Annotated in this window: 24 protein-coding genes; 6 read left to right on the forward strand and 18 right to left on the reverse strand. The window is 36.3% G+C overall.

The annotated features are described in order from the left end of the window. Nucleotide 1: 1 nt before the first annotated feature. From rsfS to rhlB, 4 genes are all read right to left on the reverse strand, one after another. On the reverse strand, nucleotides 2–310 hold the full coding sequence (gene rsfS / locus HMPREF1052_RS00695; protein ID WP_005758412.1) for a ribosome silencing factor: 309 nt from the start codon (nucleotides 308–310) through the stop codon (nucleotides 2–4). A gap of 280 nt (nucleotides 311–590) precedes the next feature. Next, entirely contained in the window at nucleotides 591–2600 is a 2010-nt protein-coding gene (locus tag HMPREF1052_RS00700; protein WP_005758448.1) for an OPT family oligopeptide transporter, read from the reverse strand. A gap of 570 nt (nucleotides 2601–3170) precedes the next feature. Then, nucleotides 3171–4061: a cytidine deaminase gene (gene cdd, locus HMPREF1052_RS00705; RefSeq protein ID WP_005758634.1), complete on the reverse strand. Its 891-nt coding sequence runs from the start codon at nucleotides 4059–4061 to the stop codon at nucleotides 3171–3173. Between the two features lie 129 nt (nucleotides 4062–4190). Continuing rightward, nucleotides 4191–5447, reverse strand: a complete 1257-nt coding sequence (rhlB, locus tag HMPREF1052_RS00710) for an ATP-dependent RNA helicase RhlB (RefSeq protein ID WP_005758567.1) — start codon at nucleotides 5445–5447, stop codon at nucleotides 4191–4193. Nucleotides 5448–5664: 217 nt separating this feature from the next. Between rhlB and rho the strand changes: the two genes are divergently transcribed. After that, nucleotides 5665–6927, forward strand: a complete 1263-nt coding sequence (gene rho, locus HMPREF1052_RS00715; RefSeq protein WP_005758416.1) for a transcription termination factor Rho — start codon at nucleotides 5665–5667, stop codon at nucleotides 6925–6927. Between the two features lie 118 nt (nucleotides 6928–7045). On the opposite strand, the gene HMPREF1052_RS00720 is transcribed toward rho, so the two are convergent. Beyond that, nucleotides 7046–7870, reverse strand: a complete 825-nt coding sequence (locus HMPREF1052_RS00720) for an outer membrane protein assembly factor BamD (protein WP_005758401.1) — start codon at nucleotides 7868–7870, stop codon at nucleotides 7046–7048. A 127-nt stretch (nucleotides 7871–7997) separates the two neighbouring features. On the opposite strand from HMPREF1052_RS00720, the gene rluD reads away from it, so the two are divergent. Continuing rightward, nucleotides 7998–8972, forward strand: a complete 975-nt coding sequence (gene rluD, locus HMPREF1052_RS00725; protein WP_005758515.1) for a 23S rRNA pseudouridine(1911/1915/1917) synthase RluD — start codon at nucleotides 7998–8000, stop codon at nucleotides 8970–8972. A 13-nt stretch (nucleotides 8973–8985) separates the two neighbouring features. After that, entirely contained in the window at nucleotides 8986–9720 is a 735-nt protein-coding gene (gene pgeF / locus HMPREF1052_RS00730) for a peptidoglycan editing factor PgeF (RefSeq protein ID WP_040596131.1), read from the forward strand. 81 nt (nucleotides 9721–9801) lie between these two features. On the opposite strand, the gene plsY is transcribed toward pgeF, so the two are convergent. After that, complete coding sequence (gene plsY, locus HMPREF1052_RS00735; protein WP_005758533.1) at nucleotides 9802–10425, reverse strand: glycerol-3-phosphate 1-O-acyltransferase PlsY; 624 nt, start codon at nucleotides 10423–10425, stop codon at nucleotides 9802–9804. A 107-nt stretch (nucleotides 10426–10532) separates the two neighbouring features. Here plsY and folB point away from each other — a divergent pair, with 107 nt between their 5' ends. Next, nucleotides 10533–10898 carry a dihydroneopterin aldolase gene (gene folB / locus HMPREF1052_RS00740; RefSeq protein WP_005758420.1) on the forward strand — a complete coding sequence of 122 codons (366 nt, stop codon included), beginning with the start codon at nucleotides 10533–10535 and terminating at the stop codon, nucleotides 10896–10898. A 16-nt stretch (nucleotides 10899–10914) separates the two neighbouring features. Here folB and fadR read toward each other — a convergent pair whose 3' ends face one another. Further along, nucleotides 10915–11664: a fatty acid metabolism transcriptional regulator FadR gene (gene fadR, locus HMPREF1052_RS00745; protein ID WP_005758510.1), complete on the reverse strand. Its 750-nt coding sequence runs from the start codon at nucleotides 11662–11664 to the stop codon at nucleotides 10915–10917. Nucleotides 11665–11785: 121 nt separating this feature from the next. On the opposite strand from fadR, the gene nhaB reads away from it, so the two are divergent. Both nhaB and dsbB read left to right on the forward strand, forming a co-directional pair. Continuing rightward, a complete protein-coding gene (gene nhaB, locus HMPREF1052_RS00750) occupies nucleotides 11786–13333 on the forward strand; it encodes a sodium/proton antiporter NhaB (protein ID WP_005758385.1) in 1548 nt (515 codons plus the stop codon). Between the two features lie 18 nt (nucleotides 13334–13351). Then, nucleotides 13352–13888: a disulfide bond formation protein DsbB gene (gene dsbB, locus HMPREF1052_RS00755; RefSeq protein ID WP_005758594.1), complete on the forward strand. Its 537-nt coding sequence runs from the start codon at nucleotides 13352–13354 to the stop codon at nucleotides 13886–13888. Between the two features lie 114 nt (nucleotides 13889–14002). On the opposite strand, the gene HMPREF1052_RS00760 is transcribed toward dsbB, so the two are convergent. The 11 genes from HMPREF1052_RS00760 to HMPREF1052_RS00810 all read right to left on the reverse strand — a co-directional run bounded on the left by HMPREF1052_RS00760 (nucleotide 14003) and on the right by HMPREF1052_RS00810 (nucleotide 23278). Further along, nucleotides 14003–15052, reverse strand: coding sequence for an AI-2E family transporter (locus HMPREF1052_RS00760; RefSeq protein ID WP_005758632.1), 1050 nt, complete (start codon nucleotides 15050–15052; stop codon nucleotides 14003–14005). Nucleotides 15053–15064: 12 nt separating this feature from the next. Continuing rightward, nucleotides 15065–15445: a cytochrome b562 gene (locus tag HMPREF1052_RS00765; protein ID WP_005758517.1), complete on the reverse strand. Its 381-nt coding sequence runs from the start codon at nucleotides 15443–15445 to the stop codon at nucleotides 15065–15067. 79 nt (nucleotides 15446–15524) lie between these two features. Then, nucleotides 15525–15863: a nitrogen regulatory protein P-II gene (gene glnB, locus HMPREF1052_RS00770; RefSeq protein WP_005758618.1), complete on the reverse strand. Its 339-nt coding sequence runs from the start codon at nucleotides 15861–15863 to the stop codon at nucleotides 15525–15527. A 37-nt stretch (nucleotides 15864–15900) separates the two neighbouring features. Then, a complete protein-coding gene (gene mog, locus HMPREF1052_RS00775) occupies nucleotides 15901–16494 on the reverse strand; it encodes a molybdopterin adenylyltransferase (RefSeq protein WP_005758399.1) in 594 nt (197 codons plus the stop codon). An 18-nt stretch (nucleotides 16495–16512) separates the two neighbouring features. Beyond that, complete coding sequence (locus HMPREF1052_RS00780) at nucleotides 16513–18363, reverse strand: SLC13 family permease (protein ID WP_005758527.1); 1851 nt, start codon at nucleotides 18361–18363, stop codon at nucleotides 16513–16515. A gap of 15 nt (nucleotides 18364–18378) precedes the next feature. Then, the gene (gene rnhB, locus HMPREF1052_RS00785) at nucleotides 18379–18978 is read right to left on the reverse strand and encodes a ribonuclease HII (protein WP_005758615.1); all 600 of its coding nucleotides are present in this window, start codon (nucleotides 18976–18978) and stop codon (nucleotides 18379–18381) included. Further along, a complete protein-coding gene (gene lpxB / locus HMPREF1052_RS00790) occupies nucleotides 18971–20152 on the reverse strand; it encodes a lipid-A-disaccharide synthase (RefSeq protein ID WP_005758352.1) in 1182 nt (393 codons plus the stop codon). Before lpxB ends, rnhB begins: the two co-directional genes overlap by 8 nt. Nucleotides 20153–20234: 82 nt before the next feature. Continuing rightward, nucleotides 20235–21416 (reverse strand): formate-dependent phosphoribosylglycinamide formyltransferase, encoded by a 1182-nt coding sequence (gene purT, locus HMPREF1052_RS00795; RefSeq protein WP_005758571.1) that lies wholly within the window; start codon nucleotides 21414–21416, stop codon nucleotides 20235–20237. Nucleotides 21417–21450: 34 nt separating this feature from the next. Continuing rightward, nucleotides 21451–21957 carry an S-ribosylhomocysteine lyase gene (gene luxS / locus HMPREF1052_RS00800; protein ID WP_005758372.1) on the reverse strand — a complete coding sequence of 169 codons (507 nt, stop codon included), beginning with the start codon at nucleotides 21955–21957 and terminating at the stop codon, nucleotides 21451–21453. A 169-nt stretch (nucleotides 21958–22126) separates the two neighbouring features. After that, nucleotides 22127–22612 (reverse strand): YqaA family protein, encoded by a 486-nt coding sequence (locus tag HMPREF1052_RS00805; RefSeq protein WP_005758625.1) that lies wholly within the window; start codon nucleotides 22610–22612, stop codon nucleotides 22127–22129. Nucleotides 22613–22675: 63 nt separating this feature from the next. After that, nucleotides 22676–23278, reverse strand: a complete 603-nt coding sequence (locus HMPREF1052_RS00810) for a beta-phosphoglucomutase family hydrolase (protein WP_005758466.1) — start codon at nucleotides 23276–23278, stop codon at nucleotides 22676–22678. Nucleotides 23279–23321: the final 43 nt, after the last annotated feature.

A 23321-nucleotide genomic window follows, 5' to 3' on the forward strand; every position in this document is an offset into this window, starting at 1 on the left:
TTTATGCCCAAAGTTTTTCTAATTGATACATATCGCGTGCTTCTCGTTGCATAATATGAACAATTGCTTGACCAAAATCCACAACCACCCAGTCAGCAATTGATTTACCTTCTTCACCAAAGCTCTCAAATCCAGCTTGTTTACTTTCATCAATTAATTTTTGGGCAACAGAAGCAACATGACGAGTTGAACTACCAGTACAAATAATCATATCATCAGTAATTGAAGATTTTCCTCGTACATCAATATGTTGAATATCAGTGGCTTTTAAATCGTCTAATTTATTCATTAAAAAATCAGTTAAATTCATTGTGCAATATCTATTTCCATTTATATAAAAGTGGATAATTTTAACATGAGTTTAAAAGAATCGAAACAAAGGAGTGAAATTTTGGCGAAAACAATCCCTTTGGATGGATTTTGCGAGAATAAAATGCCGTCTAAAATGCTACCATTTTAAGTGGAACTTTGGCGTTTTTGCATTGTAAAATCAAGATTGTTTGTGGGTGGGATTATAAGGGTTTTATTTTGCTAAAAAAAGTGCGGTGAAAAAAATGAAAATTTTAACCGCACTTTTGATATTTTAATGACTAATCTTTTTTCGCTTTTAATATTCGCTGAGCAAAAATACCTATGCCAGTTACAAAAACGATTAATCCTAAGATTTCGGCAGTAGTGCCCCAGTTGTCTAAAGATAAGGCTAATGGAGCATCTGAACCGCCAGAGGTGACTGAGGCAGCAATAATAAACGCCATAATTACGCCAATCAAGCTTTCGCCCACAATTAAACCCGCTGCAAATAACGTGCCGTAGCGTTCAGCTTTTTTCTTAAGTTCGCCAACCGCTTTATTATTGTGTTTTGCATAGTTTTCAATATGACGATTCATCAACCAGGCCAAAATAGCACCAATCACAATAGGTGCGTTGATTGATGGTGGTAAGTAAATGCCCATTCCCACCGCTAATGCAGGTAATGCTAAGCGATTAGCACTAGATTTTTTCAATACCATATCAATGATGATTAAAATAATCCCTAAACCGATACCTGAGAAAATATAGTTCCATTCTAGATTGTGCGAGAAAATCCCGTTGGCAATGGTCATCATTAAAGTGGCTTGTGGTGCAGATAATGCTTGGCTTGCATCCATACCTTCACGAGGCATTGCACCAGAAAAGCCATAGGCATGATAGAGGATTTCTAGTACAGGTGCGATCACCAATGCGCCCACGATAACCCCGATAATTAAGGCAAATTGCTGTCTCCAAGGCGTTGAATCTACTAAATAACCTGTTTTCAAGTCTTGCAAATTATCATTAGAAATCGCAGCAATACAAATTACGATAGAGGCTGTAAAAAGCGTTAATGCAGTGAGGAATTTCTGACCGTCTGCGCTATCTAATAATCCTGTAGCATTACCGATCAACATTAAGATTAATGAAGTAATAACGACAGAAATAATGCCAATACCAGAGATTGGGCTAGAAGATGAACCTACAAGCCCTGCCATATAACCACAAGCAGCCGCTACAAAGAAACCAATCACGAAGGCTAATAAGCTACAAACCACGATTAAAATCATTGCTGTAGTAGGTTCGATACCGATAGGTTGCAAGAAACTATAGAGTGCTAACACAATCAAGGCTACGCTGATTAAAGTAATGTAAATCATTGCTTTCGGCGATAAATCTTGCGAAGTGCGGTCAGTATTTTTTGCATTTGGATCTCTTAATGCACGAAAGGATTGACGCATTCCTTGAGCCATTGGTTTCATTAATACTAATAATGTCCAAATCGCAGCAATTCCGATAGTACCAACCCCGATGAAACGAACTTTGGTTTTCCAAATGGTCATCGCATATCCTATCATATCCGCATCAGCGCCCATTGGAGCTGCTGAGGTAAAATAAGGTACGGCAATTCCCCAAGCAAAGAAAATACCCAGTAAAATGGCGATACCACCAACCATTCCTACTAAATAGCCAGCACCTAATAAGGCTAGTGAAAAGCCCATTGGCACTTGGAAAATGGCATTTTCGCCTTTAAACCATAAGCTAGCACCATCAGCAATTAACCGTAAGCCGTTGGTAGCAAACCCCACCACTGCGGCAATTAATCCACCTGTAGCAATTTCCTTTACACCACTACCCGCAGATTCATCATTACCTGCTTTTAAAATTTCTGCTGCTGCCACACCCTCAGGATAAGGTAAATCACTTTTTACCACCATTGAATGACGCAATGGAATGGTGAAGATCACACCTAAAATACCGCCTGAAATACAAATTAACAGTGTTTGCCAAAATGGGAATCCTTGCCAATATCCCATCATTAGCATCGCAGGAATCACAAAAATCACTGAAGACAAGGTACCCGCAGAAGAAGCCTGCGTTTGTACCATATTATTTTCAAGAATATTTGATCCTTTAAAAAATTTGAGCACCGCCATTGAAATTACGGCAGCAGGAATAGAAGAAGCGAAAGTTAATCCAACTTTCAATCCCAAATAGACGTTAGATGCAGTGAAAATCACCGTAATCAACGCCCCCAACAACATTCCTCGTAATGTCAGTTCTTTTAATGTTGATTGATTATTTAACATATCATTCCCTAAGCAATTAAAGTTTATTGGAATATTACTCCCAATTGGGTAAATTTTTTAGCAGTTTTAATCATATTTATACAATAAAAATGATAACCTTGTTGCATAAAATGAAATTATTGTGCTATTCAAGCATCTCCTACACCCTAAGTTTGCGACTAACTGCCAATTTATCAAATGTTAATTTAGTGAAAAATCAGCAAAATGTCATTGTGTTTTCTTTATAAAATAAGGTTAATGATTGGAGTATGTGTTTTTTATCTGTGGATGTCAAAATAAAAGTGTCGTTGGATTTTGCATAAAATAAAAAAATGACTATACAAAGCTAACAAAATCCATGTGATTAATGTAAGTCATTTTCTAGAAATGATGAATCAATGAAAAATTGATATTTGTAAAACACTTATTTACTGATTAAGAAACTAACGACCTATTTTATTATCTCAATAAAATAAGGCAGAACAAGAAAGTTGAAAATTTCCACATAAATTGCACCTAAAACCTAAGGTTTTAATTTTAGGTGCAATCTACTCTTATTTCACCAAAAGTGCGGTCAGAAGAATAGAAATTTTATAGTGAGATATATTCTATCGGTTGTTCTAAATAAGCTTTAGCAAGGCTTTCTGTCATGGTTTTATGGCTTAACCCTGATTTTACTTCAGCCATCACAATTCTTGATACTGGAATATTAAAATAGCCTTGTAAACGTTGATAATTTAAAGCCGACTGTAATGGCAAAAAGCTAGGATTAAAAGCTGCGTTCTCAGCATAACGTCCCACAATAATTTGCTCACCTATTTGCAATGCCACAGCACTCAATGCTTGACTATAAGGGGCATAAGATTGACTCACTCCCGCTATCACAGCTTGCACAACAGGATCATCAGAATGCTGTTGAATAGAATGTATTTGCGGATCAAAAAGTACCTTCTCAATATTTAAATCTTTTGGTCCAAAAGCATCAGGCAAATAACTATGTAATAAATGATTTTGACTATGAGGTAAATGAATTCTCAATTGACTAGCCGTATTCAATTCATTCATAAATTGACGGCAGTGCCCACAAGGCGTGTAATTTACTACCATATGCATGATAGCTTTTTCTCCTGCAATCCAAGCATGGCTAATCGCACTTTGTTCAGCATGCACAGTTTGTTGCATGGCAGCTGCAGTAAATTCTTGATTTGCACCAAAATAGAAATTACCTGAAATACCAATCGCAATTGCTCCCACATTAAAATGAGAAATCGGTGTTAATGCGTAACAGGCAGCAATAGGCAAGCATTGAAGGGCTAAATCTACTGGTTTAATTTGGAATTCGTTACAAAACTTTTGTACCACAGCTTGTGGAATAAGTGCTTTATAATCTTGTTGTTGAATTTGTTGCACCATCCGTGAAATGATATGACTTTGAGTTTCATTAGCTAACATCGTTAAACGATGCTCAATACAATCCTTCATCTGACTCTCCTTAGTTTTCGCTTAAGATCACATTATAGAATATTCAAATATAAGCTGTCCGTGATCAAGATCCAAGTTATTAAAATTTTTAATAAAAAGACCGCACTTTTTATTTATGCGGTCTGAATGTTAAGCACGTTTTTTAAAATTTTTCTGCGAACTTCGATGATTTCGTTGCGCTATTGATGCTGAATTTTTTAATCGATAAGGCTTAGGTAAATCTTGCAGTAAAGATTCTGGATCATATTGACTCACTGGAATTCTATGACCAATATAGTCTTCAATCGCAGGTAAATTCATCGCATATTCCTCACAAGCAAAACTAATAGAAATACCGCTCTCCCCTGCTCGCCCAGTTCGTCCTATGCGATGAACATAATCTTCACGATCATCAGGCAAATCATAATTAAATACATGCGTCACATCTGGAATATGCAATCCTCTGGCGGCAACATCAGTGGCAACCAAAATATCAAGTGCTCCCTCAGTAAATTGCGTTAACAATGAAAGTCGTTTTTTTTGGGCGACATCACCTGTCAATAGCCCCACACGATGACCATCTGCCGCTAAATACCCCCAAATACGCTCACACTGATGTTTCGTATTAGCAAAAATAATGCAACGTTCTGGCCATTCTTCTTCCAATAAGGTAAGCAATAATGGAATTTTGTCATGATTAGAAGGATAAAATAATTCCTCTTTAATCCGATAACCTGTTTTTTGACGAGGTTCAATTTCCACATATTCAGGATTATTCATATCTTCGAAAGCAAGCTCCCTTACTTTATAAGAGAGTGTCGCAGAAAATAATAAAGTTAAACGCTGTTTTGGTGATGGACATTTACGTACTAAATAACGAATATCTTTAATAAATCCGAGATCAAACATACGATCTGCTTCATCTAACACCACAACTTGAATATGCCGTAATGAAATAATATTTTGTTTCACATAATCAATAATACGTCCTGTGGTTCCAATAATAATATCAGCACCTGCTTCAATATCCTTCAGCTGTTTATCATAACCATCACCACCATAAGCTAACGCAGTTTTTAAACCTGTGGTTTTTACTAAACGCTCTGCATCATGTGCAATCTGTACCGCAAGCTCTCGAGTAGGTGCCAAAATTAAAGCACGAGGTTGTTTTTCGACATTATTAGGATGTTTGAGTAAATGATGAAATGTCGCGGTTAAAAACGCTATCGTTTTACCCGTTCCTGTTTGTGCTTGACCTGCTACATCTTTCCCATTAAGTGAAAGAGGAAGAGAAAGAGCCTGAATTGGCGTACAAAATTCAAATCCGTTGCAAGTTAATGCCTCTAATACTTGAGGATGAAGTGGTAAATCAGCAAAACGGGTTTGAGTAAGATGATCTGTTGACATAAATAATCTATTCTTATAAAAAAATGAGCCCTAAGAATAACACGAACCATAAAATTCCTCAAAAAATGACCGCACTTTTCTAAGATTTTTAATCAAAAACTAGACACTGTGTGCATTTAGTGGTAACTTTATGCCCATTCCAAACCACCGCACAGAAATAAATAATGCGGACAATTCAAAAAACTCAACGAAAAATCCAATCAAAAACGCTTAAATTATGCATTTGACAGAACTAAAAAATACACCTGTGTCTGAATTAGTGGCACTTGGTGAAGGACAAATGGGCTTAGAAAATCTAGCTCGCTTACGTAAACAAGACATCGTATTTGCAATCTTAAAACAACATGCCAAAAGTGGCGAAGATATTTTTGGAGGTGGCGTTTTAGAAATCTTACCTGATGGTTTCGGTTTCTTACGTTCAGCTGATAGTTCATATCTTGCTGGTCCAGATGATATTTATGTTTCTCCAAGCCAAATCCGTCGTTTTAATTTACAAACTGGTGACAAAATTGAAGGGAAAATCCGTCCACCTAAAGAAGGTGAACGTTATTTTGCACTTTTAAAAGTCGATCAAGTCAATGACGATAAACCTGAAGTTTCTCGTAGTAAAATTCTTTTTGAAAACTTAACTCCATTACATGCGAATTCTCGTTTACGAATGGAACGAGGTAACGGTTCAACCGAAGACTTAACTGCTCGTATTTTAGATTTAGCATCGCCAATCGGTAAAGGTCAACGTGGTCTAATTGTGGCCCCACCTAAAGCGGGTAAAACAATGTTGCTACAAAATATTGCACAAAGCATTACTCATAACTATCCAGAATGTGAGTTAATTGTGTTACTAATTGATGAACGTCCAGAAGAAGTGACTGAGATGCAACGCTCAGTAAAAGGTGAGGTGATTGCTTCTACCTTTGATGAACCTGCTTCTCGTCATGTGCAAGTTGCCGAAATGGTTATTGAAAAAGCCAAACGCTCTGTTGAACACAAAAAAGATGTTGTCATTTTATTAGACTCAATTACACGTTTAGCACGTGCTTATAATACTGTGACACCTGCTTCAGGGAAAATTTTATCAGGCGGGGTTGATGCTAATGCATTGCATCGTCCTAAACGCTTCTTCGGGGCTGCTCGTAACGTAGAAGAAGGTGGAAGCTTAACCATTATTGCGACAGCACTTGTAGATACAGGATCAAAAATGGATGAAGTTATCTTTGAAGAGTTCAAAGGTACGGGTAATATGGAATTACATTTATCCCGCAAAATTGCTGAAAAACGTGTTTTCCCAGCCATTGATTTCAACCGTTCTGGTACTCGTAAAGAAGACTTACTCACTACACCAGACGAGTTACAAAAAATGTGGATTTTACGTAAAATTCTTAACCCAATGGGTGAAGTGGAAGCAATGGAATTCCTTATTGATAAACTCATGGTCGCGAAAACTAACGAAGAATTCTTTGAGATAATGAAACGCTCATAAAATTTTTCTAAAATTCACCGCACTTTTAAGGACGCTCTTTAGCGTCCTTTGTTTTTATTGATATGCATAAAAAAAGCAGGTAAACATACCTGCTTTATGAGTTTAGTTATCAAAGCTACTATTCTGCTTTTTCAGATGTTTTGCTACCAAAAGGTAACCAAGATGGTAATTTTAAGAAAGGCTCATCTGGTTTTTCAACTTCTTTAATCACACGACCTTGATTGGCTTGAACTAAAGTGGCTGCTTGATTTGCTAATTGGGTTAAACCTAATTTTTCATAAGATTCTTGTAACAACGGCAAAGCTTCTAAAGTGGCTTGAGTATCAGGGTAAGTTCTGACCATACCTGTAATACGATTTGAAGTAGCCACCCAAGCTTGACGTTTTGCATAAAACTTAGCAACGGCTAATTCATGACGTGCTAAACGGTCTTTAATATAAGCCATACGAGCTAATGCATCAGGTGTATATGGGCTATTAGGGAAGTTTTGCACTAAGGTTTGGAAGTTACTAAACGCCGTTTTCATTGAAGTATTTTCACGAGTAGAGCGATCTACACCGAAGAAATCTTGGAATAAGTTATCTCCTAACGCACTATTGGTTAAAGCTGCCATATAAAGCACATAATCTAAATGTTGGCTATGGGGATAACGATTTAAAAAGCGATCTGCGGTAACTAAGGTTTTTGTATAATCCTGTGTTTTATAGCTTGCATAAATTAAATTTAATTCAGCTTGTTCACTATAAGATCCACCAGGAAAACGTGCATCAACAGCTTCTAGATAACGGGTTGCTTGGCTATAATTACCATCTTGTAAATATTCCTTCCCCATTGTAAATAATTGTTGTTCGGAGGCTTGTTCAACAGGTGTCTCTGAACTTGAACATGCTGTGATCACAAATGCACTTAAAGCGATCGAAGCCAGTGATTTAAAATTACGCATAGCGGCTATAATCCTTTTTTCAGTATAAATATTTAGTGTTGTGCGTTACAATGCACCCAAAATAATTTTGTTATTGTATAGAACATTATAAAATAAGCAAACTTGAATTAGTGGATTTTTAATATTTATGGCACAAATTACTATGACGGCTGAAGTTCAGCTACATCAAATGGGACAACGTTTAGACCAAACTCTTGCAGAATTGTTCCCTGATTATTCTCGCTCCCGCTTAAAAACTTGGATCGAAGAGGATCTTGTTTCAGTGAATGGAAAAATCATAAATGTGCCTCGAGAAAAGATGTTTGGTGGTGAGCAAATTGAAATTACGGTAGAAATTGAAGATGAAACCCGTTTTGAACCACAAAATTTACCTTTGAATATTGTTTATGAAGATGATGATATTTTAGTCATTAATAAACCCAAAGATTTTGTAGTACACCCTGGTGCTGGTAATCCTAATGGTACGGTTCTTAATGCTTTGCTTTACCATTATCCACAAATTGCGGAGGTACCACGTGCGGGAATTGTGCATCGCCTCGACAAAGATACAACAGGTTTAATGGTAGTTGCGAAAACGATTCCAGCACAAACCCAATTAGTTCGAGCATTACAAAAGCGTAAAATAACCCGAGAATATGAAGCTATTGCCTTTGGAATTATGACAAAAGGTGGTACGGTAGATGAACCTATGGCACGCCATCCGACTAAACGGACTTTAATGGCTGTACATCCTATGGGAAAACCAGCCATAACACATTATCGTATTATGGAACATTTTCGTAACTATACTCGCTTACGTTTACGACTTGAAACTGGACGCACCCACCAAATTAGAGTACATATGGCACATATCGCTCATCCATTACTGGGCGATCAAACTTATGGAGGTCGTCCACGTCCGCCGAAAAATGCCAGTGAAGAATTTATGACAGTAATGCGAAATTTCCAACGTCAGGCCTTACATGCAGTGATGTTACGTTTAGAACATCCAATTACTGGAGAACTAATGGAATGGCACGCACCATTGCCAGATGATTTTGTTGAGTTAGTTAATGCTTTAAAAGCAGACTACCAACTTCATAAAGATGAATTAGATTATTAGGTTAGTGATTATGATACAACGGATTTCACCAAATTGGTCTGTACCAAATAATGTTCATGGATTCTCCACCACACGCCAAGGTGGAGTAAGCCAAGTACCTTATGAGAGTTTCAACTTAGGTAATCACGTAGGCGATAATCCAGAAGATGTCAAAACAAATCGTCAACTATTAGTAGAAAAATTTGGCTTACCTCAATTGCCTATTTTCTTGACTCAAACTCATAGTACAAGAGTAATTACCTTACCTTATAAAGGAGATAACCTTGATGCTGATGCAGTTTATACCAATCAGCCAAATCAAATTTGTTTAGTCATGACCGCAGATTGTCTCCCAGTCTTATTTACCAATAAACAAGGAACCGAAGTTGCGTCTGCCCATGCTGGCTGGCGTGGGCTATGTGATGGCATTCTAGAAGAAACGATTAAATGTTTTCAATGCCCCCGTAATGAAATTATTGCTTGGTTTGGCCCTGCAATTGGTCCTAAGGCTTTCCAAGTAGGTCAAGATGTTGTGGATCAATTTGTGGCAAAAGATACTCAAGCACAAGATGCATTTGTTAATGACACCACGAGAAAAGGAAAATTCTTAGGGAATTTATATCAAATAGCTCGTCAGCGTTTAGATAAAATGGGGGTAACTCATATTTATGGTGGAGAACACTGCACTTATACTGAAGCAGAGCAATTTTTTTCATTTCGCCGTGATGTAAATACTGGCAGAATGGCAACATTAATTTGGTTTGAATAATCAAAATTATCAAACCCTTAATAATAAAAAAGTGCGGTTAAAATTTTCTAAAATTACACCGCACTTTTGCTTTCTTTATCACTATTTTGGTGGTTCAGACTCAGCCACTTTCTTTTTAAATTTACTCCACACCTTATCTTCTTGACCACGCCATAAACGTTGAATATTTTCATGATGACGATACACTAGCAAACAACACACAAGAGCGACAGGAAAAGTAAATTCAGGTCGGAACCACCATACAAAAAATGGGGTTAATAAAGCAGCTAAAACTGCACTTAAAGAAGAATAACCACTGAATAAAAAAACCAATAGCCAAGTTGATAGCATAGCACCTGCAACCCCCCAGCCAATAGGTGCTATGGCACCAAATGCCGTAGCGACCCCTTTACCACCTTTAAATTTAAAATAAATTGGAAAAATATGCCCCAAACAAGCACTAAGAGCAACCATTCCTAATTCAAAAGGCGTCAATCCTAAACGATAGCCCAACCAAACAGGCAACATTCCTTTTAACACATCAAAAATGAGAACTGCAAGAGCAGCCCAACGCCCACCAATTCTTAAGACATTAGTTGCCCCTGGATTATTTGAACCATTTTTACGAGGATCTGGCAATCCTGCAAGGCGACAAATCAGAATTGCACTGGAAATAGAACCAATTAAATAGGTTACTAGCATATAAAAAATGGCAAAATAACTCATAAATTCACCTTAGAAAGTCAATTTCCTATTAAAAATTATTCGTTTATTCTACCTAAACTTGATAGCATATAGCTAATAATATTTGATTAAAATCGCAAAGGAAATTTATGAATGATCGTATTTTTATTGAAGAGTTGACCGTTTTCGCTCAAATTGGTGTATATGAATGGGAACAACAAATTAAGCAAAAGCTCATTTTCGATATTGAAATGCTTTGGGATAGTCGTAAAGCAGCTGAAACAGATAATGTTAGCTATTGCTTAAATTATGCAGAAGTCAGTGAATTTATTATCCAATACGTACAATCTAAGCCCTTTTTATTAATTGAACGAGTAGCTAATGAAGTCGCTGAACAGTTACAACAAAGATTTTCTATTCAATGGCTCAAAATTAAATTAAGCAAACCTAATGCCGTGCCACAAGCTCGCAATGTTGGTATTATTATTGAGCGTAGCAGTATAAAAAGAGCTTAAACTAACAAATGATATATTACTGGTCTCTTAAATATGCCGTTAATTCATCTTGTGATGCAGCAAAAATAAGAGAACTATCTCGACCATATTGGCGAATTAGCTCTGGAATTGCATCCAATTTTTGAGCTTGACCTAACTCATAGAGCTCAATATAAAAGTTCTTAGCGAGTTCACGAGCTTGAGGAATATTAAAATAAAACATACCGACTCGAGTATAAAGCCCTTTTAAGCTATTTAAAATCATGCCATAAATGGGATTAAAAGAAAAAAAGGCTAATTTATGAAACAGTTCATAATCTAGTGAGGTATAAGAGCTGGCATCTTCAGTAATGGTTTCTATCACATTCTTACAAAGTGATACAGCTTCCTCAAAACTTGCTTTAAATGCTCTGGGTACATAAATAGTAGCAATATTAGTCCGTGCAGACAGAACATTAGAAATGAGCATTGGAGACATGGTGCTATCTAAACGCACCAATACATCAAGAATATTAAGTCCTGATGTTTGCCATACATCATTAACCCGAGTTGGTTTACCATGCTGAATCGTCAACCAACCATCACGAGCTAATCGTTGTAGTACTTCTCGTAGAGTCGTACGTGTCACTCCAATTTTATCTGCGAGTTCTCGTTCTGCTGGTAAATCCGTACCAGGTGGAAAATGATTACCCCAAATACTTTTTACAATATATTCTTCTGCTAAAGCAGCAGGGCTTCTTGCTTTCAAAATAGATTGGTCTTGGTTAGTACTTGTTTGTTTAAACAACAGAAACTCCCTCAAAATATGATCTAGTTCTAAAAAACTAATTATTTAGTATTATCCTTTAATCTGAAATATATTACAATCTATAATATAATTTTACCTAACTTTACAGAGCAACACATACATGAATAATTGTAATGCATTTTTCAATAATTATTTAGGAAGAAGTCCTGATTGGTACAAACTTACTATTATCGCTTTCCTCATTCTTAACCCAATATTATATTTTGCAGTTAGTCCATTCTTAGCTGGTTGGTGTTTGGTGATTGAATTTATTTTCACCCTTGCCATGGCTTTGAAATGCTATCCGCTACAACCTGGTGGTCTACTCGCTATAGAAGCCGTCGTAATTGGGATGACATCCCCAGAACATGTTAAATCTGAAATTATGGCAAACTTTGAAGTTATTCTGCTACTGATGTTTATGGTGGCTGGTATTTACTTCATGAAGCAATTATTACTATTTGCTTTTACCAAACTTTTAATTAGTGTTCGATCTAAAATTGCACTCTCTATTGCTTTCTGTCTAAGTGCTGCTTTTTTATCTGCGTTCCTTGATGCTCTAACTGTTGTTGCCGTAATTATCAGTGTAGTTATGGGATTCTATGGTGTGTATCATAAAGTGGCTTCAGGTGCTTCTTTTGAAGATTCAACAGATATTACAAATGATGAAAAAATAAAGAAAAACCAACAAGTTCTCGAACAATTCCGAGCATTTTTACGTAGTTTAATGATGCATGCCTCTGTTGGTACTGCTCTTGGTGGGGTGATGACTTTAGTTGGAGAACCTCAAAATCTTATTATTGCTGAACAAGCATCGTGGAACTTTACCGAGTTTTTTATTCGTATGGCACCAGTTACAGTACCCACTTTAATTGCAGGTATTTTCACTTGTGTACTACTTGAAAAATTACATTTATTCGGCTACGGCGAAAAATTACCTCGTAAAGTATGGTGTATTTTAGTGACCTTTAATCGTGTCCAACAGAAAAAAATGGGAACACAAGACAAAATTAAACTGATTATCCAAGCACTCATCGGAATATGGTTAATTTGTGGATTAGCATTCCATTTAGCTGCTGTAGGTCTAATTGGTTTAACTGTGATTGTGCTTACTACCGCATTCTGTGGTATCACTTCAGAAAGTGCTATTGGTAAATCTTTCGAAGAATCTTTACCATTCTGTGCTTTATTAGTGGTATTCTTCTCTGTGGTTGCAGTCATTATTGATCAACACCTTTTTGCACCGATTATTAGTTTTGTACTATCAGCAAGTGAAAGTGCACAGCTATTATTATTTTATGCTTTCAACGGCTTACTCTCAGCAATTTCAGATAATGTATTCGTAGCAACAGTTTATATTAGTGAAGTGAAAGCCGCATTACATGCAGGTTCTATCTCATTAGAACAATTTGAATTACTTGCAGTAGCAATTAACACTGGTACTAACTTACCATCTGTTGCAACACCAAATGGGCAAGCGGCATTTTTATTCTTGCTAACCTCTTCATTAGCACCACTTATTCGCTTATCTTATGGTAGAATGGTTTATATGGCTTTACCTTATACTATCGTATTAACCGTAGTTGGGTTACTTGCCGTTGAATTTATTTTACCAGGAGCAACAAAATTCTTTAGTAGTTTAGGTTGGATCACCGCACTACCTGTATAAAATATAGAAGGAAATACTATGCTTAATTATTTTAAAGATCTTTCAACCAGTCGTGGTGGATGGTTATTATTAGCTTTTTCTGCTATCGCTTTAGAATTAACAGCATTATATTTCCAATATGGTATGGAATTGCAACCTTGCGTAATGTGTGTTTATGAACGTGTTGCATTATTCGGATTGTTTTTTGCAGGAATAATTGGATTTATTTATCCACGTTCTTGGTTCTTCCGTTTTCTAGGATTATTTATTGGTTTAGGAAGTTCGGTAAAAGGGTTATTAATATCATTAAAACATGTGGATTATCAGCTTAATCCTGCACCTTGGAATCAATGCTCCTATTTACCTGAATTTCCACAAACCTTACCTTTAGATAAGTGGTTTCCTTTTTTATTTAGCCCTAGTGGCTCTTGCAGTGAGATCACTTGGTCATTCTTAGGTTTATCTATGGCACAATGGATAGTTGTTATTTTTGTTATTTACACCTTATTATTCATTATTTTATTGCTAAGCCAATTTAAATCAGGGAAACAAAGACATCGAAGACTTTTTCATTAATCTCATCTCTGAAAAACATAAAAAATCTGCACCTTAATCAGTTGGCGATTCAACCTAACTTTTGTGGTGCAGATCAAATGAAATGCTTTTTTGTTATTTAATTGACTAAAGTAGTTAACCTTTATCTTCCGAAACATCGCCTAATAAAATAGCGTATCTTTCCGTATTTGGATTCATTTCTAAAATAATTTTAATTGCCATAGTTAATGGCACTGAGAGAAACATACCAACAGTTCCTAATAGCCAGCCCCAGAATAATAAAGAAAGAAAAACAATTAATGTGGATAATCCTAAAGTACGTCCCATCAGGCGAGGCTCTAAAATATTACCAATCAACATATTAATCGCAATAATACCAATCATTACGCAGAAACCATCGGATAATCCATTGAGTAAAAAAACCTGTAGAACAATCGGGATTGCCGCAATAATGGAGCCTATATTAGGAATATAGTTAGCTAAAAAGGTTAACGTTGCCCACAAAACCGCATATTGCACATCAACCATTTCTAACAATAACCATACACAAATGCCCGTCAGCAAACTTACCAAAGTTTTCACCCATAAATAGCTAATGACACCTTGTAAAATAGGATCAAGATATTGTTCTTCGCTGCCTGTATCACTGTCTTTATCACTGAATGCTAATGCAAATTTATGTTTAGCTGTTGGAGCTTCAAGTAACATAAAAATCACCACTAAAATGAGTACAAATGCATTAGATACTACATTTGAAAAGTTAAGTAGTAACTTACTCACAAAATTCATCATAGCACTAGGATCTAAATGATTAAGGATAATCGCTTTATTAATCGAAAAATGAATATTCCACTTTTTTAATAATGCGGTAAAGTCATTTAACCTTTCATCCATTAATACACGATATTGTGGCATTGACTGAGAAAACTCTTGTATTGAGCCATTAATAAGACCAATTAAAAAGAAAAACACCATTAAAATTAGCAAAAACAGAATTGTAATCGCCAACCAATGAGGAATTTTCCTGTTTGTCATATATTGAATAATCGGCGAACAAATAATGGCAATAAATAAGGCTAATAAAAAAGGCACAACAATCTCTCCTGCCATTTTTATGCCTGCTAAAATAATTACTAATGAAGCAAGACCAACTAATACATGATTTGCAGAATGAGGTTTTACCATAATCTATTACTCTTATTTATTTTTAAATTCGGCATGATATTGCTTCTTCATGTCCGATAATTGAAGTGTTAACGCTTTTGCATCAGCTAATTTACCTTGTTGTGCAAGTTGATCTGCTTGCATAACAACTTCAATAAATTTCTTCATAGCTTGCTGATATGCATTAAATTCTTCATCAGATTTTACTGTGGAAGGGCGTTTATTCATCGCTTCTACAGAAAATTTAGTTAAATTATCTGCTGCCTTATGAAATTCTTCAGCACTTGATGCACTCATCAATTCACTATTATAACGTCCCATCATTTGCATTTCTGAACGAGCATCTTCGCCACCACAAGCTGTTATAACAAAAGATAAGCTAATAATACTAAGTAGAGAAAGTAATTTTTTCATAAAAGATCCTTTCAACTGTGGTAATTTTATAAAAATTCACCGCAGTTTTAATTAAAAGTAGAATAAAAAGTAAAATACATTAAAGTGCATCTTCGTTCTCTTCACCAGTACGAATACGAATAACACGATCCACATCATACACAAAGATTTTGCCGTCACCAATTTTCCCTGTTTGGGCAGTTTCTACAATGGCCTCAATACATTGATCGAGCAAATCATCAGGAATGATAATTTCAATCTTCACTTTAGGTAAAAAATCCACCATATATTCTGCACCACGATACAATTCAGTATGACCTTTTTGACGCCCAAAACCACGCACTTCAGTGACTGTCATACCTGTAATACCAATATCAGATAATGATTCTCGCACATCATCTAATTTAAAAGGTTTTATAATTGCTTCAATTTTTTTCATCGCTCACCTCAAAATTTTTATAAATGCCACCGCACTTTTAAGTACGGCGTGCTGATTTAGGTCTAAAACTCACAATGACTTCTGGTTTCGTATCAATATATAATCCATTAATCAGTTGTAAACAATAAGGTACTGCTGCAAAAACTCCTTTTACTAATACCCTACCATTTTCATCTTTAACACCTTCTAAAGTTTCTTTAATTGCCTTAGGTTGACCTGGTAAATTCAAAATTAAGCTATCTTTACGAATCACACCAACTTGGCGAGAAAGGATGGCAGTCGGTACAAAATGTAAACTCACTTGACGCATTTGTTCTCCAAAACCAGGCATTTCTCGATCAGCAATAGCTAATGTTGCATCAGGTGTCACATCACGTTTAGCAGGGCCTGTTCCGCCTGTCGTCAGCACTAAATGACATTGGTGAATATCTACTAACTCAATTAATGTTTTTTCAATTTCCGATTGTTCATCTGGAATTAAACGAGTTTCAACATCAAATTTATCCACTAAAGCGTTTTCTAACCAAGTTTGTAATTCTGGGATACCTTGATCTTGATAAATGCCTTGTGAAGCTCGGTCAGAGACTGAGACTAGTCCAATTTTCAATTTTGTTTGTGAAAGTGCGGTCATAATTTTCCTTTTTTCTTCCTAGAATGGAAACAATACAGGCACCAAGAAAATGGTGACTAACATAACTAAGATGGTGAATGGTACACCAATTTTGACAAAATCACTAAATTTATATCCTGCTGGTCCTAACACCATCGTATTCACAGGGCAAGAAACAGGCGTCATAAAAGCCGCAGAGGTGGCAATAGCAACTGTCATAGCAAAAGGGACTGGTGATAAATTTAATTGGTGAGCCATATTAATTGCAATAGGTGCCATTAAAATTGCCGTAGCTGTATTAGAAATAAATAATCCAACTACCGCAGATAAAGTAAATAAACTGATTAAAATCCAATGTTTACCCATGTTACCTACGGTATTAATCATAAAATCCACCACTAAATCTACCCCACCTGTTTTTTGTAAGGCGATGGAAAATGGCATCATACCAACAATTAGAATAATAATTGGCCAGTGAATGCTATCATAAGCACTTTTTGCATCAATACAACGGAATTTCCCCAATAATAAACAAGCAATTAATGCAGCAATAACATTAGGCACTACGCCTGTCACCATGAGAATTACCATGGCTACCACAGAGAAAATAGCATGCATAGCTTGACTACGAGCAGGAACGGCTTTATCAATTTCTTTTGGATATTCCAATACAAAGAAGTCTTTAGTACGATCAGGCAATTTACGAATCAGTTTCCAATCCCCAATCACTAATAATTGATCTCCTAATTTATAAGGTTCTTCCACCAATAATCCCTGCAATAATTCTCCATCACGTTTAATTCCAATTACATTCAAACCATAATGGGAACGAAAACGCAACTGGGCAGCACTCTGACCAATGGCATCACTATCTGGTACAGGCGTAATTTCTACCATGCCTACAGATTTTAATTGTTCATTGAAGTGAGTATTGCGAATTTCGGTAGGTTCTAAATGATATAAATGACAGAAAGAATCTAAATCTAACTGAGGATTAGCAATATCAATTAATAGAATATCTTTTTCTTTAATTTCAATTTTTCCTAAGGAAGCGGCAATAAAGACTGGGCGAAATCGCTTCCAACGTTCAATGGCTAAAATATTTAATTTATAATTAGAACGTAAATGTAAATCTTCAACTGAACGACCAATAAATTGTGATCCTGTTTTCACCACAAATCGTTTAACACGCTGATGTAATTGATATTCTTCAATTAAATCAGTAATTGAATCACGCGGTTTGACTTCACTAATATTATGCTCTGAACTATCAAGCCAACGGCGAGCTATTAGCATATATAAAATACCCACCACTAAGACCGCTAGACCAATCGGGGTAAAAGAGAAAAAACTAAAACGAAGATTATCAATACGCACTAATTCTGCATTCACTACTAGATTAGGAGCCGTAGCAATCAATGTCATCATACCACTGATTAAACCCGCTACACTTAGTGGCATCATTAATCGTTTAGGGGAAATTTTCATTTGCTGACAAATAGCAAGTACGACAGGAATAAAAATTGCCACAACCCCAGTAGAACTCATAAAGGAACCCAAGCCTGCAACCGCTAACATCAATAAAACTAGTACCTTAGTTTCACTATTATTGGAAACCTTCATCAGCCATTCGCTTACTTGGTAAGCGACACCTGTACGAACAAGCCCTTCGCCGACAATAAATAGAAGAGCAACTAAGATAACATTGGGATCACTAAAGCCCGCAAATACCTCATCTAAAGATAAAATACCCGTTAAGCAAAATAACAGCATAACTAGTAATGCAACGGTGTCCATCCGCAATTTATTCTGCACAAACAAAATAATTGCACCGATCAGTAAAGCAAGTACAACAAATAGTGGTGATTGATACCAAAGTTGTTCATTCATAATCTATTTCGCTTATCAATTATGCTTATCTAATACCTTACGTACAGGACCAAAACTACGGCGATGTTGAGGTAAGGCGCCAAATTCAACTAATTTTTCTAAATGGACTTTTGTCGGGTAACCTTTATGTTTTGCAAATTCATATTGCGGATATTGTTTATCCAGTTCTTCCATCTCATGATCACGAGCTACTTTGGCAATAATTGATGCAGCACTAATCTCTTGTACCTTACTATCACCTTTTACCACAGCTTGTGCTGGCATGGCGAATTCAGGCACTCGGTTGCCATCGACTAACACAAAGTGCGGTTGAATTTTTAAATTTTTTACCGCACGTTGCATAGCCAGCATGGTGGCATGCAGAATATTTAATTGATCAATTTCTTCTGGTTCTGCACGCCCTAATGCCCAAGCTAATGCCTTTTGTTTGATTTCTTCAGCAAGCTGTTCACGCTTCTTTTCAGATAATTTTTTACTGTCTGCCAATCCTTCAATAGGATTATTAGGATCTAAAATCACTGCTGCTGTAACCACAGCGCCCACTAATGGACCGCGTCCGACTTCGTCTACACCTGCAACTAATTCAAAACCTTGTGGATATTCAAAATCACTCATGCTTGTTTCCTTCTAATAAATCAATTACAGCTTGAGCTGCTTGACTATCTGCATCGCATCGAATCAGTTGATGCAATTCAGTAAAACGTTGTAATAAAATTTTACGATTTTCTACCACACTTTCACTTTGATCTAAATAGGCAGCGAGCTGTACAGCTAACTTCTTGGGTTCGCACTCTTGTTGGATCATTTCTGGTACTAACATCTCATCTGCCAATAAATTAGGCAAGGAAATATACTTACTTTTCACTAAACGTTTAGCTAAGAAATAAGTTAATGGTTTCATTTTATAACCCACGACCATTGGCGATTTACATAGCATACATTCTAACGCTGCCGTTCCAGATGCTAATAAAGTGGCGTCTGACACTATCATGGCTTGACGAGCATGACCATCTAATAAAATCAATTCTAGTTCAGGAGCAACTTGTGCTTTTAACTGTTCAAATTGTTGACGGCGTTTTTCATTGACTAATGGCACAAGGAATTGAAGTTCTGGATATTGCTGTTTTAATAACTGTGCGGTTTGTAAGAAAGGTTCAGCTAAAAACTCCACCTCTGAACCACGACTTCCCACAAGAATCGCCATATAACGCTTATTTTCATCCAATTTCAATACTTGGCAAGCCTCACTACGATTAGGTTTTAGAGGTATTACATCAGCCATAGTATGCCCTATAAAGCGACAAGGCACATTGAAACGATCATAGAAGGCTTTTTCAAAAGGTAAGAATGCTAAAACAAGATGAGTCGCTTTAGCAATTTTATAAATTCTATTTTGACGCCAAGCCCATACTGATGGACTCACATAATGAATAGTTTTAATCCCTTGCGCTTTGAGTTTTTCTTCCACATAAAGATTAAATTCAGGCGAATCAATACCAATAAAAATATCTGGTTTAACTTCTGACATCGTTTCAACGATCTGTTTACGAATTTTCAGTAAGCGTGGCAAATGCTTCAAAATTTCAACCAATCCCATTACTGCAATTTCTTCCATATCCACTAGGGTTTCACAACCTTCAGCCAGCATATTTTTACCTGCAATGCCAATAAATCGTGCTTGTGGATATTTCAATTTTAACGCTCGAATTAAACCTGCACCAAGAATATCTCCTGATACTTCTCCTGCTACAATAGCAATAGTTGGATGATTATTTATTACATTTTCCATAATGATTACGCTAGCAAAATGTTGATAAAAATAACCGCACTTTAGGTCTATTTTCCCCAAAGTGCGGTATGATTTTCATAAATTATAAACTAATTTCTAATTTATCATAAGCACGAAAAGCTTTTTCTAAAGCTTTCTCAACAGAAATATCACGACTTAAAATCACCCCCATACGACGGTGTCCATTCACTTCAGCTTTACCAAATAAACGAATATTCGTATTTGGCTCCGCTAGCACTTGTTCTAAATGACCAAATTGTACTTGTGTGGATTTTCCTTCCACCACAATCGCTTTTGACGCAGCTGGACTAATGAGATTAATTTCAGGGATCGGTAAGCCTAAAATTGCCCTAGCATGTAATGCAAATTCAGAAAGCTCTTGGGAAATTAAAGTGACCATTCCTGTATCATGTGGACGAGGCGATACTTCATTAAAAATAACATCATCGCCACAGACAAACATTTCCACACCAAAAATACCACGTCCTCCTAATGCACTGGTAATTTTCTCTGCCACTTCTTGAGCTTTTTGTAAGGCTTTTTCAGACATTGCTTGTGGCTGCCAAGATTCACGATAATCACCATCTTGTTGATGATGACCAATTGGTGCTAAAAATGAAGTTCCACCAATATGACGAACCGTTAGCAAGGTGATTTCATAATCAAATTTTACAAAACCTTCTACAATCACTCTGCCAGCACCTGCTCGACCACCTTCTTGAGCATAATCCCAAGCTTGTTGAACTTGATCTAATGATTTAATAATAGATTGCCCATGCCCTGAAGAAGACATAATAGGCTTAACCACGCAAGGAACACCAATTTTTTCTACAGTTTGTTTAAAATCTGTAAAATTATCTACAAACTGATAATTTGAGGTAGGTAACCCTAACTGTTCAGCGGCTAAACGACGAATACCTTCACGATTCATGGTTAATTGTGTTGCTTTAGCTGTGGGAATGACAGTAAATCCCTGCTGCTCTAATTCAACTAAAGTTGCAGTAGCAATGGCTTCCACTTCAGGCACAATATAATCAGGTTTTTCTTTTTCCACCAAAGCTTTTAATGCCTCACCGTCTAACATGGAAATGGTATAAGCTCTATGAGCCACTTGTTGTGCTGGCGCATTTTCATAACGATCTACGGCGATAACTTCAACACCTAAACGCTGTAGTTCAATTACTACTTCTTTACCTAACTCACCTGCACCTAACATCATTACTTTTGTTGCTTTCGGGGTTAACGCTGTACCAAGAGTTGTCATAAATGTTCCTTTACTATTGTGTTGCTAACGAGAATTATGGGTTTAATAATTTTTCGTCTAATAACAAATCTTCATTTTTATTAATGCCAATGCCTTTTTCAATCACATGACGAGCTGCTATTTGAGCTTCAGCAAGTGAATGTTCAGTATATGTGCCACATTGGTATTCATTTAATTCTGGAATTTGATCTTGAGATTTAACCGCTAGCACATCTTTCATTGCCGCTAGCCAAGCAGTTGCCACACGTTGCTCATCTGGACAGCCAATTAATGACATATAGAAACCAGTACGGCATCCCATTGGCGAAATATCAATAATTTCTACATCCGTCGCATTTAAATGATCACGCATAAAGCCCGCAAATAAATGTTCTAAGGTATGAATACCTTTAGATGGAATATTTTCTTTATTGGGAATACAAAAACGCAAGTCGAACACCGTAATATCATCCCCTTTGGGAGTTTGCATTGTTTTAGCAATACGTACTGCCGGGGCTTTCATAATTCTGTGGTCAACTTTGAAGCTATCGAGCAATGGCATAATTTATCCTTTTTTTAATTTTTTTGAACTTTCTGACATATTATGAGTCTTATGAATAGCAACTTACAGTTGTGATTAATAATAAAAAATTGGTTCCTTAGGTTATATTTTGCCACTCATCTCAATGAGTGGCTTTTTTATTTTAGCAAATCTAACTTATTTTTAACATTTATAAAAATTGATAACCAATGACCAAATAGCATAAAAATACATAACGTAAGGTTTTACCTATTAACATAAAGCTAAAAACCTTTCCCCAAGGTAAACCTATCCAACCTGCGACTGCACAAAACACATCACCTACAACTGGCATCCAACTTAATAATAAAGCAAAGCTACCATAACGCTTAAATTTTTCTAAAACCCACCGCACTTTTGCATTAGATTGCTGACTAAGCTCAGGGGATGGCAACCAACATCCAATCCAATAGGTTGTCATTCCACCTAAAGTATTACCAATAGTTGCTACCACTAATAAAAGCAATATTGAACTAGAAAAATAATGTTGAGCAGATAATTGCATCGCCGTTGCTAATCCAAGAAAAATAATCTCTGAACTGCCAGGCAACACTGTTGCACTAAGAAAACTACTCGCAAACATTAAATAAAGGCTATGATGTTGCCAAAACTCTGCCCAAAATGTCCATTCAAACATAATACAACATCAACATTCTATAGTTCATTTTATATCTCATTGTGGCGATTTTATTTTTATCTCTTATTTATTTGTAATAATATTATTGAAGCGAATATCCCACACATCCATGCCACCAGCCAATGCAGCTTGAACACCAAAATCTGCATCTTCAAACACTAAACAATGTTTAGGTTCTACATTCAATAATTCTGCACAACGCAAAAACGTCTCAGGAGCAGGTTTATGCTGTTTTACATCCTCAGCCACCACCATCGCATTAAAATAATGCGCTAAATTAAAGTGGTTTAACAACAAATCCACCATACTTTGATGCGAACCTGTTCCCAACGCCAATGGTTTTTTACGATAAAAATGTTGTAAAACTTGTATAGTTGGCAGCAATGTCGCTTTCTCAATAACTAACTTTCGTCCAAAATTACGTTTTAAAATAACTAATTGTTCTTCTAGTTCAAGGGGGACACCATAACGGCGCATAGTTTCTTCTGCAATCACTTTAGTAGGAGCGCCTGCAAACTCATACATCACATCACCTTTAATCGGATAGCCTAATACTTCGCCTACTTTTTCCCAGGCAAGAGTATGACTAGGCATCGTATCTATAAGTGTACCATCCATATCAAAAATCAGTGCATCATATTGATTAATCAGCTCAAAATCGAACATGTTTATCCTCTTTTTTATTTTTCTACATTTTCCTATAAATTTG

It is taken from the genome of Pasteurella bettyae CCUG 2042 (assembly GCF_000262245.1).
Lineage (GTDB): Bacteria > Pseudomonadota > Gammaproteobacteria > Enterobacterales > Pasteurellaceae > Basfia > Basfia bettyae.

Coding starts and splice junctions, on each gene's coding strand:
- HMPREF1052_RS00780 (WP_005758527.1), bottom strand. CDS start 18,363: ATGAATGAACAACTTTGGTATCAATCACCACTATTTGTTGTACTTGCT.
- lpxB (WP_005758352.1), bottom strand. CDS start 20,152: ATGGAAAATGTAATAAATAATCATCCAACTATTGCTATTGTAGCAGGA.
- rhlB (WP_005758567.1), bottom strand. CDS start 5,447: ATGTCAACAGATCATCTTACTCAAACCCGTTTTGCTGATTTACCACTT.
- dsbB (WP_005758594.1), top strand. CDS start 13,352: ATGCTTAATTATTTTAAAGATCTTTCAACCAGTCGTGGTGGATGGTTA.
- rnhB (WP_005758615.1), bottom strand. CDS start 18,978: ATGAGTGATTTTGAATATCCACAAGGTTTTGAATTAGTTGCAGGTGTA.
- purT (WP_005758571.1), bottom strand. CDS start 21,416: ATGACAACTCTTGGTACAGCGTTAACCCCGAAAGCAACAAAAGTAATG.
- HMPREF1052_RS00810 (WP_005758466.1), bottom strand. CDS start 23,278: ATGTTCGATTTTGAGCTGATTAATCAATATGATGCACTGATTTTTGAT.
- HMPREF1052_RS00760 (WP_005758632.1), bottom strand. CDS start 15,052: ATGGTAAAACCTCATTCTGCAAATCATGTATTAGTTGGTCTTGCTTCA.
- rluD (WP_005758515.1), top strand. CDS start 7,998: ATGGCACAAATTACTATGACGGCTGAAGTTCAGCTACATCAAATGGGA.
- folB (WP_005758420.1), top strand. CDS start 10,533: ATGAATGATCGTATTTTTATTGAAGAGTTGACCGTTTTCGCTCAAATT.
- nhaB (WP_005758385.1), top strand. CDS start 11,786: ATGAATAATTGTAATGCATTTTTCAATAATTATTTAGGAAGAAGTCCT.
- plsY (WP_005758533.1), bottom strand. CDS start 10,425: ATGAGTTATTTTGCCATTTTTTATATGCTAGTAACCTATTTAATTGGT.
- HMPREF1052_RS00765 (WP_005758517.1), bottom strand. CDS start 15,445: ATGAAAAAATTACTTTCTCTACTTAGTATTATTAGCTTATCTTTTGTT.
- glnB (WP_005758618.1), bottom strand. CDS start 15,863: ATGAAAAAAATTGAAGCAATTATAAAACCTTTTAAATTAGATGATGTG.
- luxS (WP_005758372.1), bottom strand. CDS start 21,957: ATGCCATTGCTCGATAGCTTCAAAGTTGACCACAGAATTATGAAAGCC.
- HMPREF1052_RS00805 (WP_005758625.1), bottom strand. CDS start 22,612: ATGTTTGAATGGACATTTTGGGCAGAGTTTTGGCAACATCATAGCCTT.
- cdd (WP_005758634.1), bottom strand. CDS start 4,061: ATGAAGGATTGTATTGAGCATCGTTTAACGATGTTAGCTAATGAAACT.
- rsfS (WP_005758412.1), bottom strand. CDS start 310: ATGAATTTAACTGATTTTTTAATGAATAAATTAGACGATTTAAAAGCC.
- HMPREF1052_RS00700 (WP_005758448.1), bottom strand. CDS start 2,600: ATGTTAAATAATCAATCAACATTAAAAGAACTGACATTACGAGGAATG.
- HMPREF1052_RS00720 (WP_005758401.1), bottom strand. CDS start 7,870: ATGCGTAATTTTAAATCACTGGCTTCGATCGCTTTAAGTGCATTTGTG.
- rho (WP_005758416.1), top strand. CDS start 5,665: ATGCATTTGACAGAACTAAAAAATACACCTGTGTCTGAATTAGTGGCA.
- mog (WP_005758399.1), bottom strand. CDS start 16,494: ATGACCGCACTTTCACAAACAAAATTGAAAATTGGACTAGTCTCAGTC.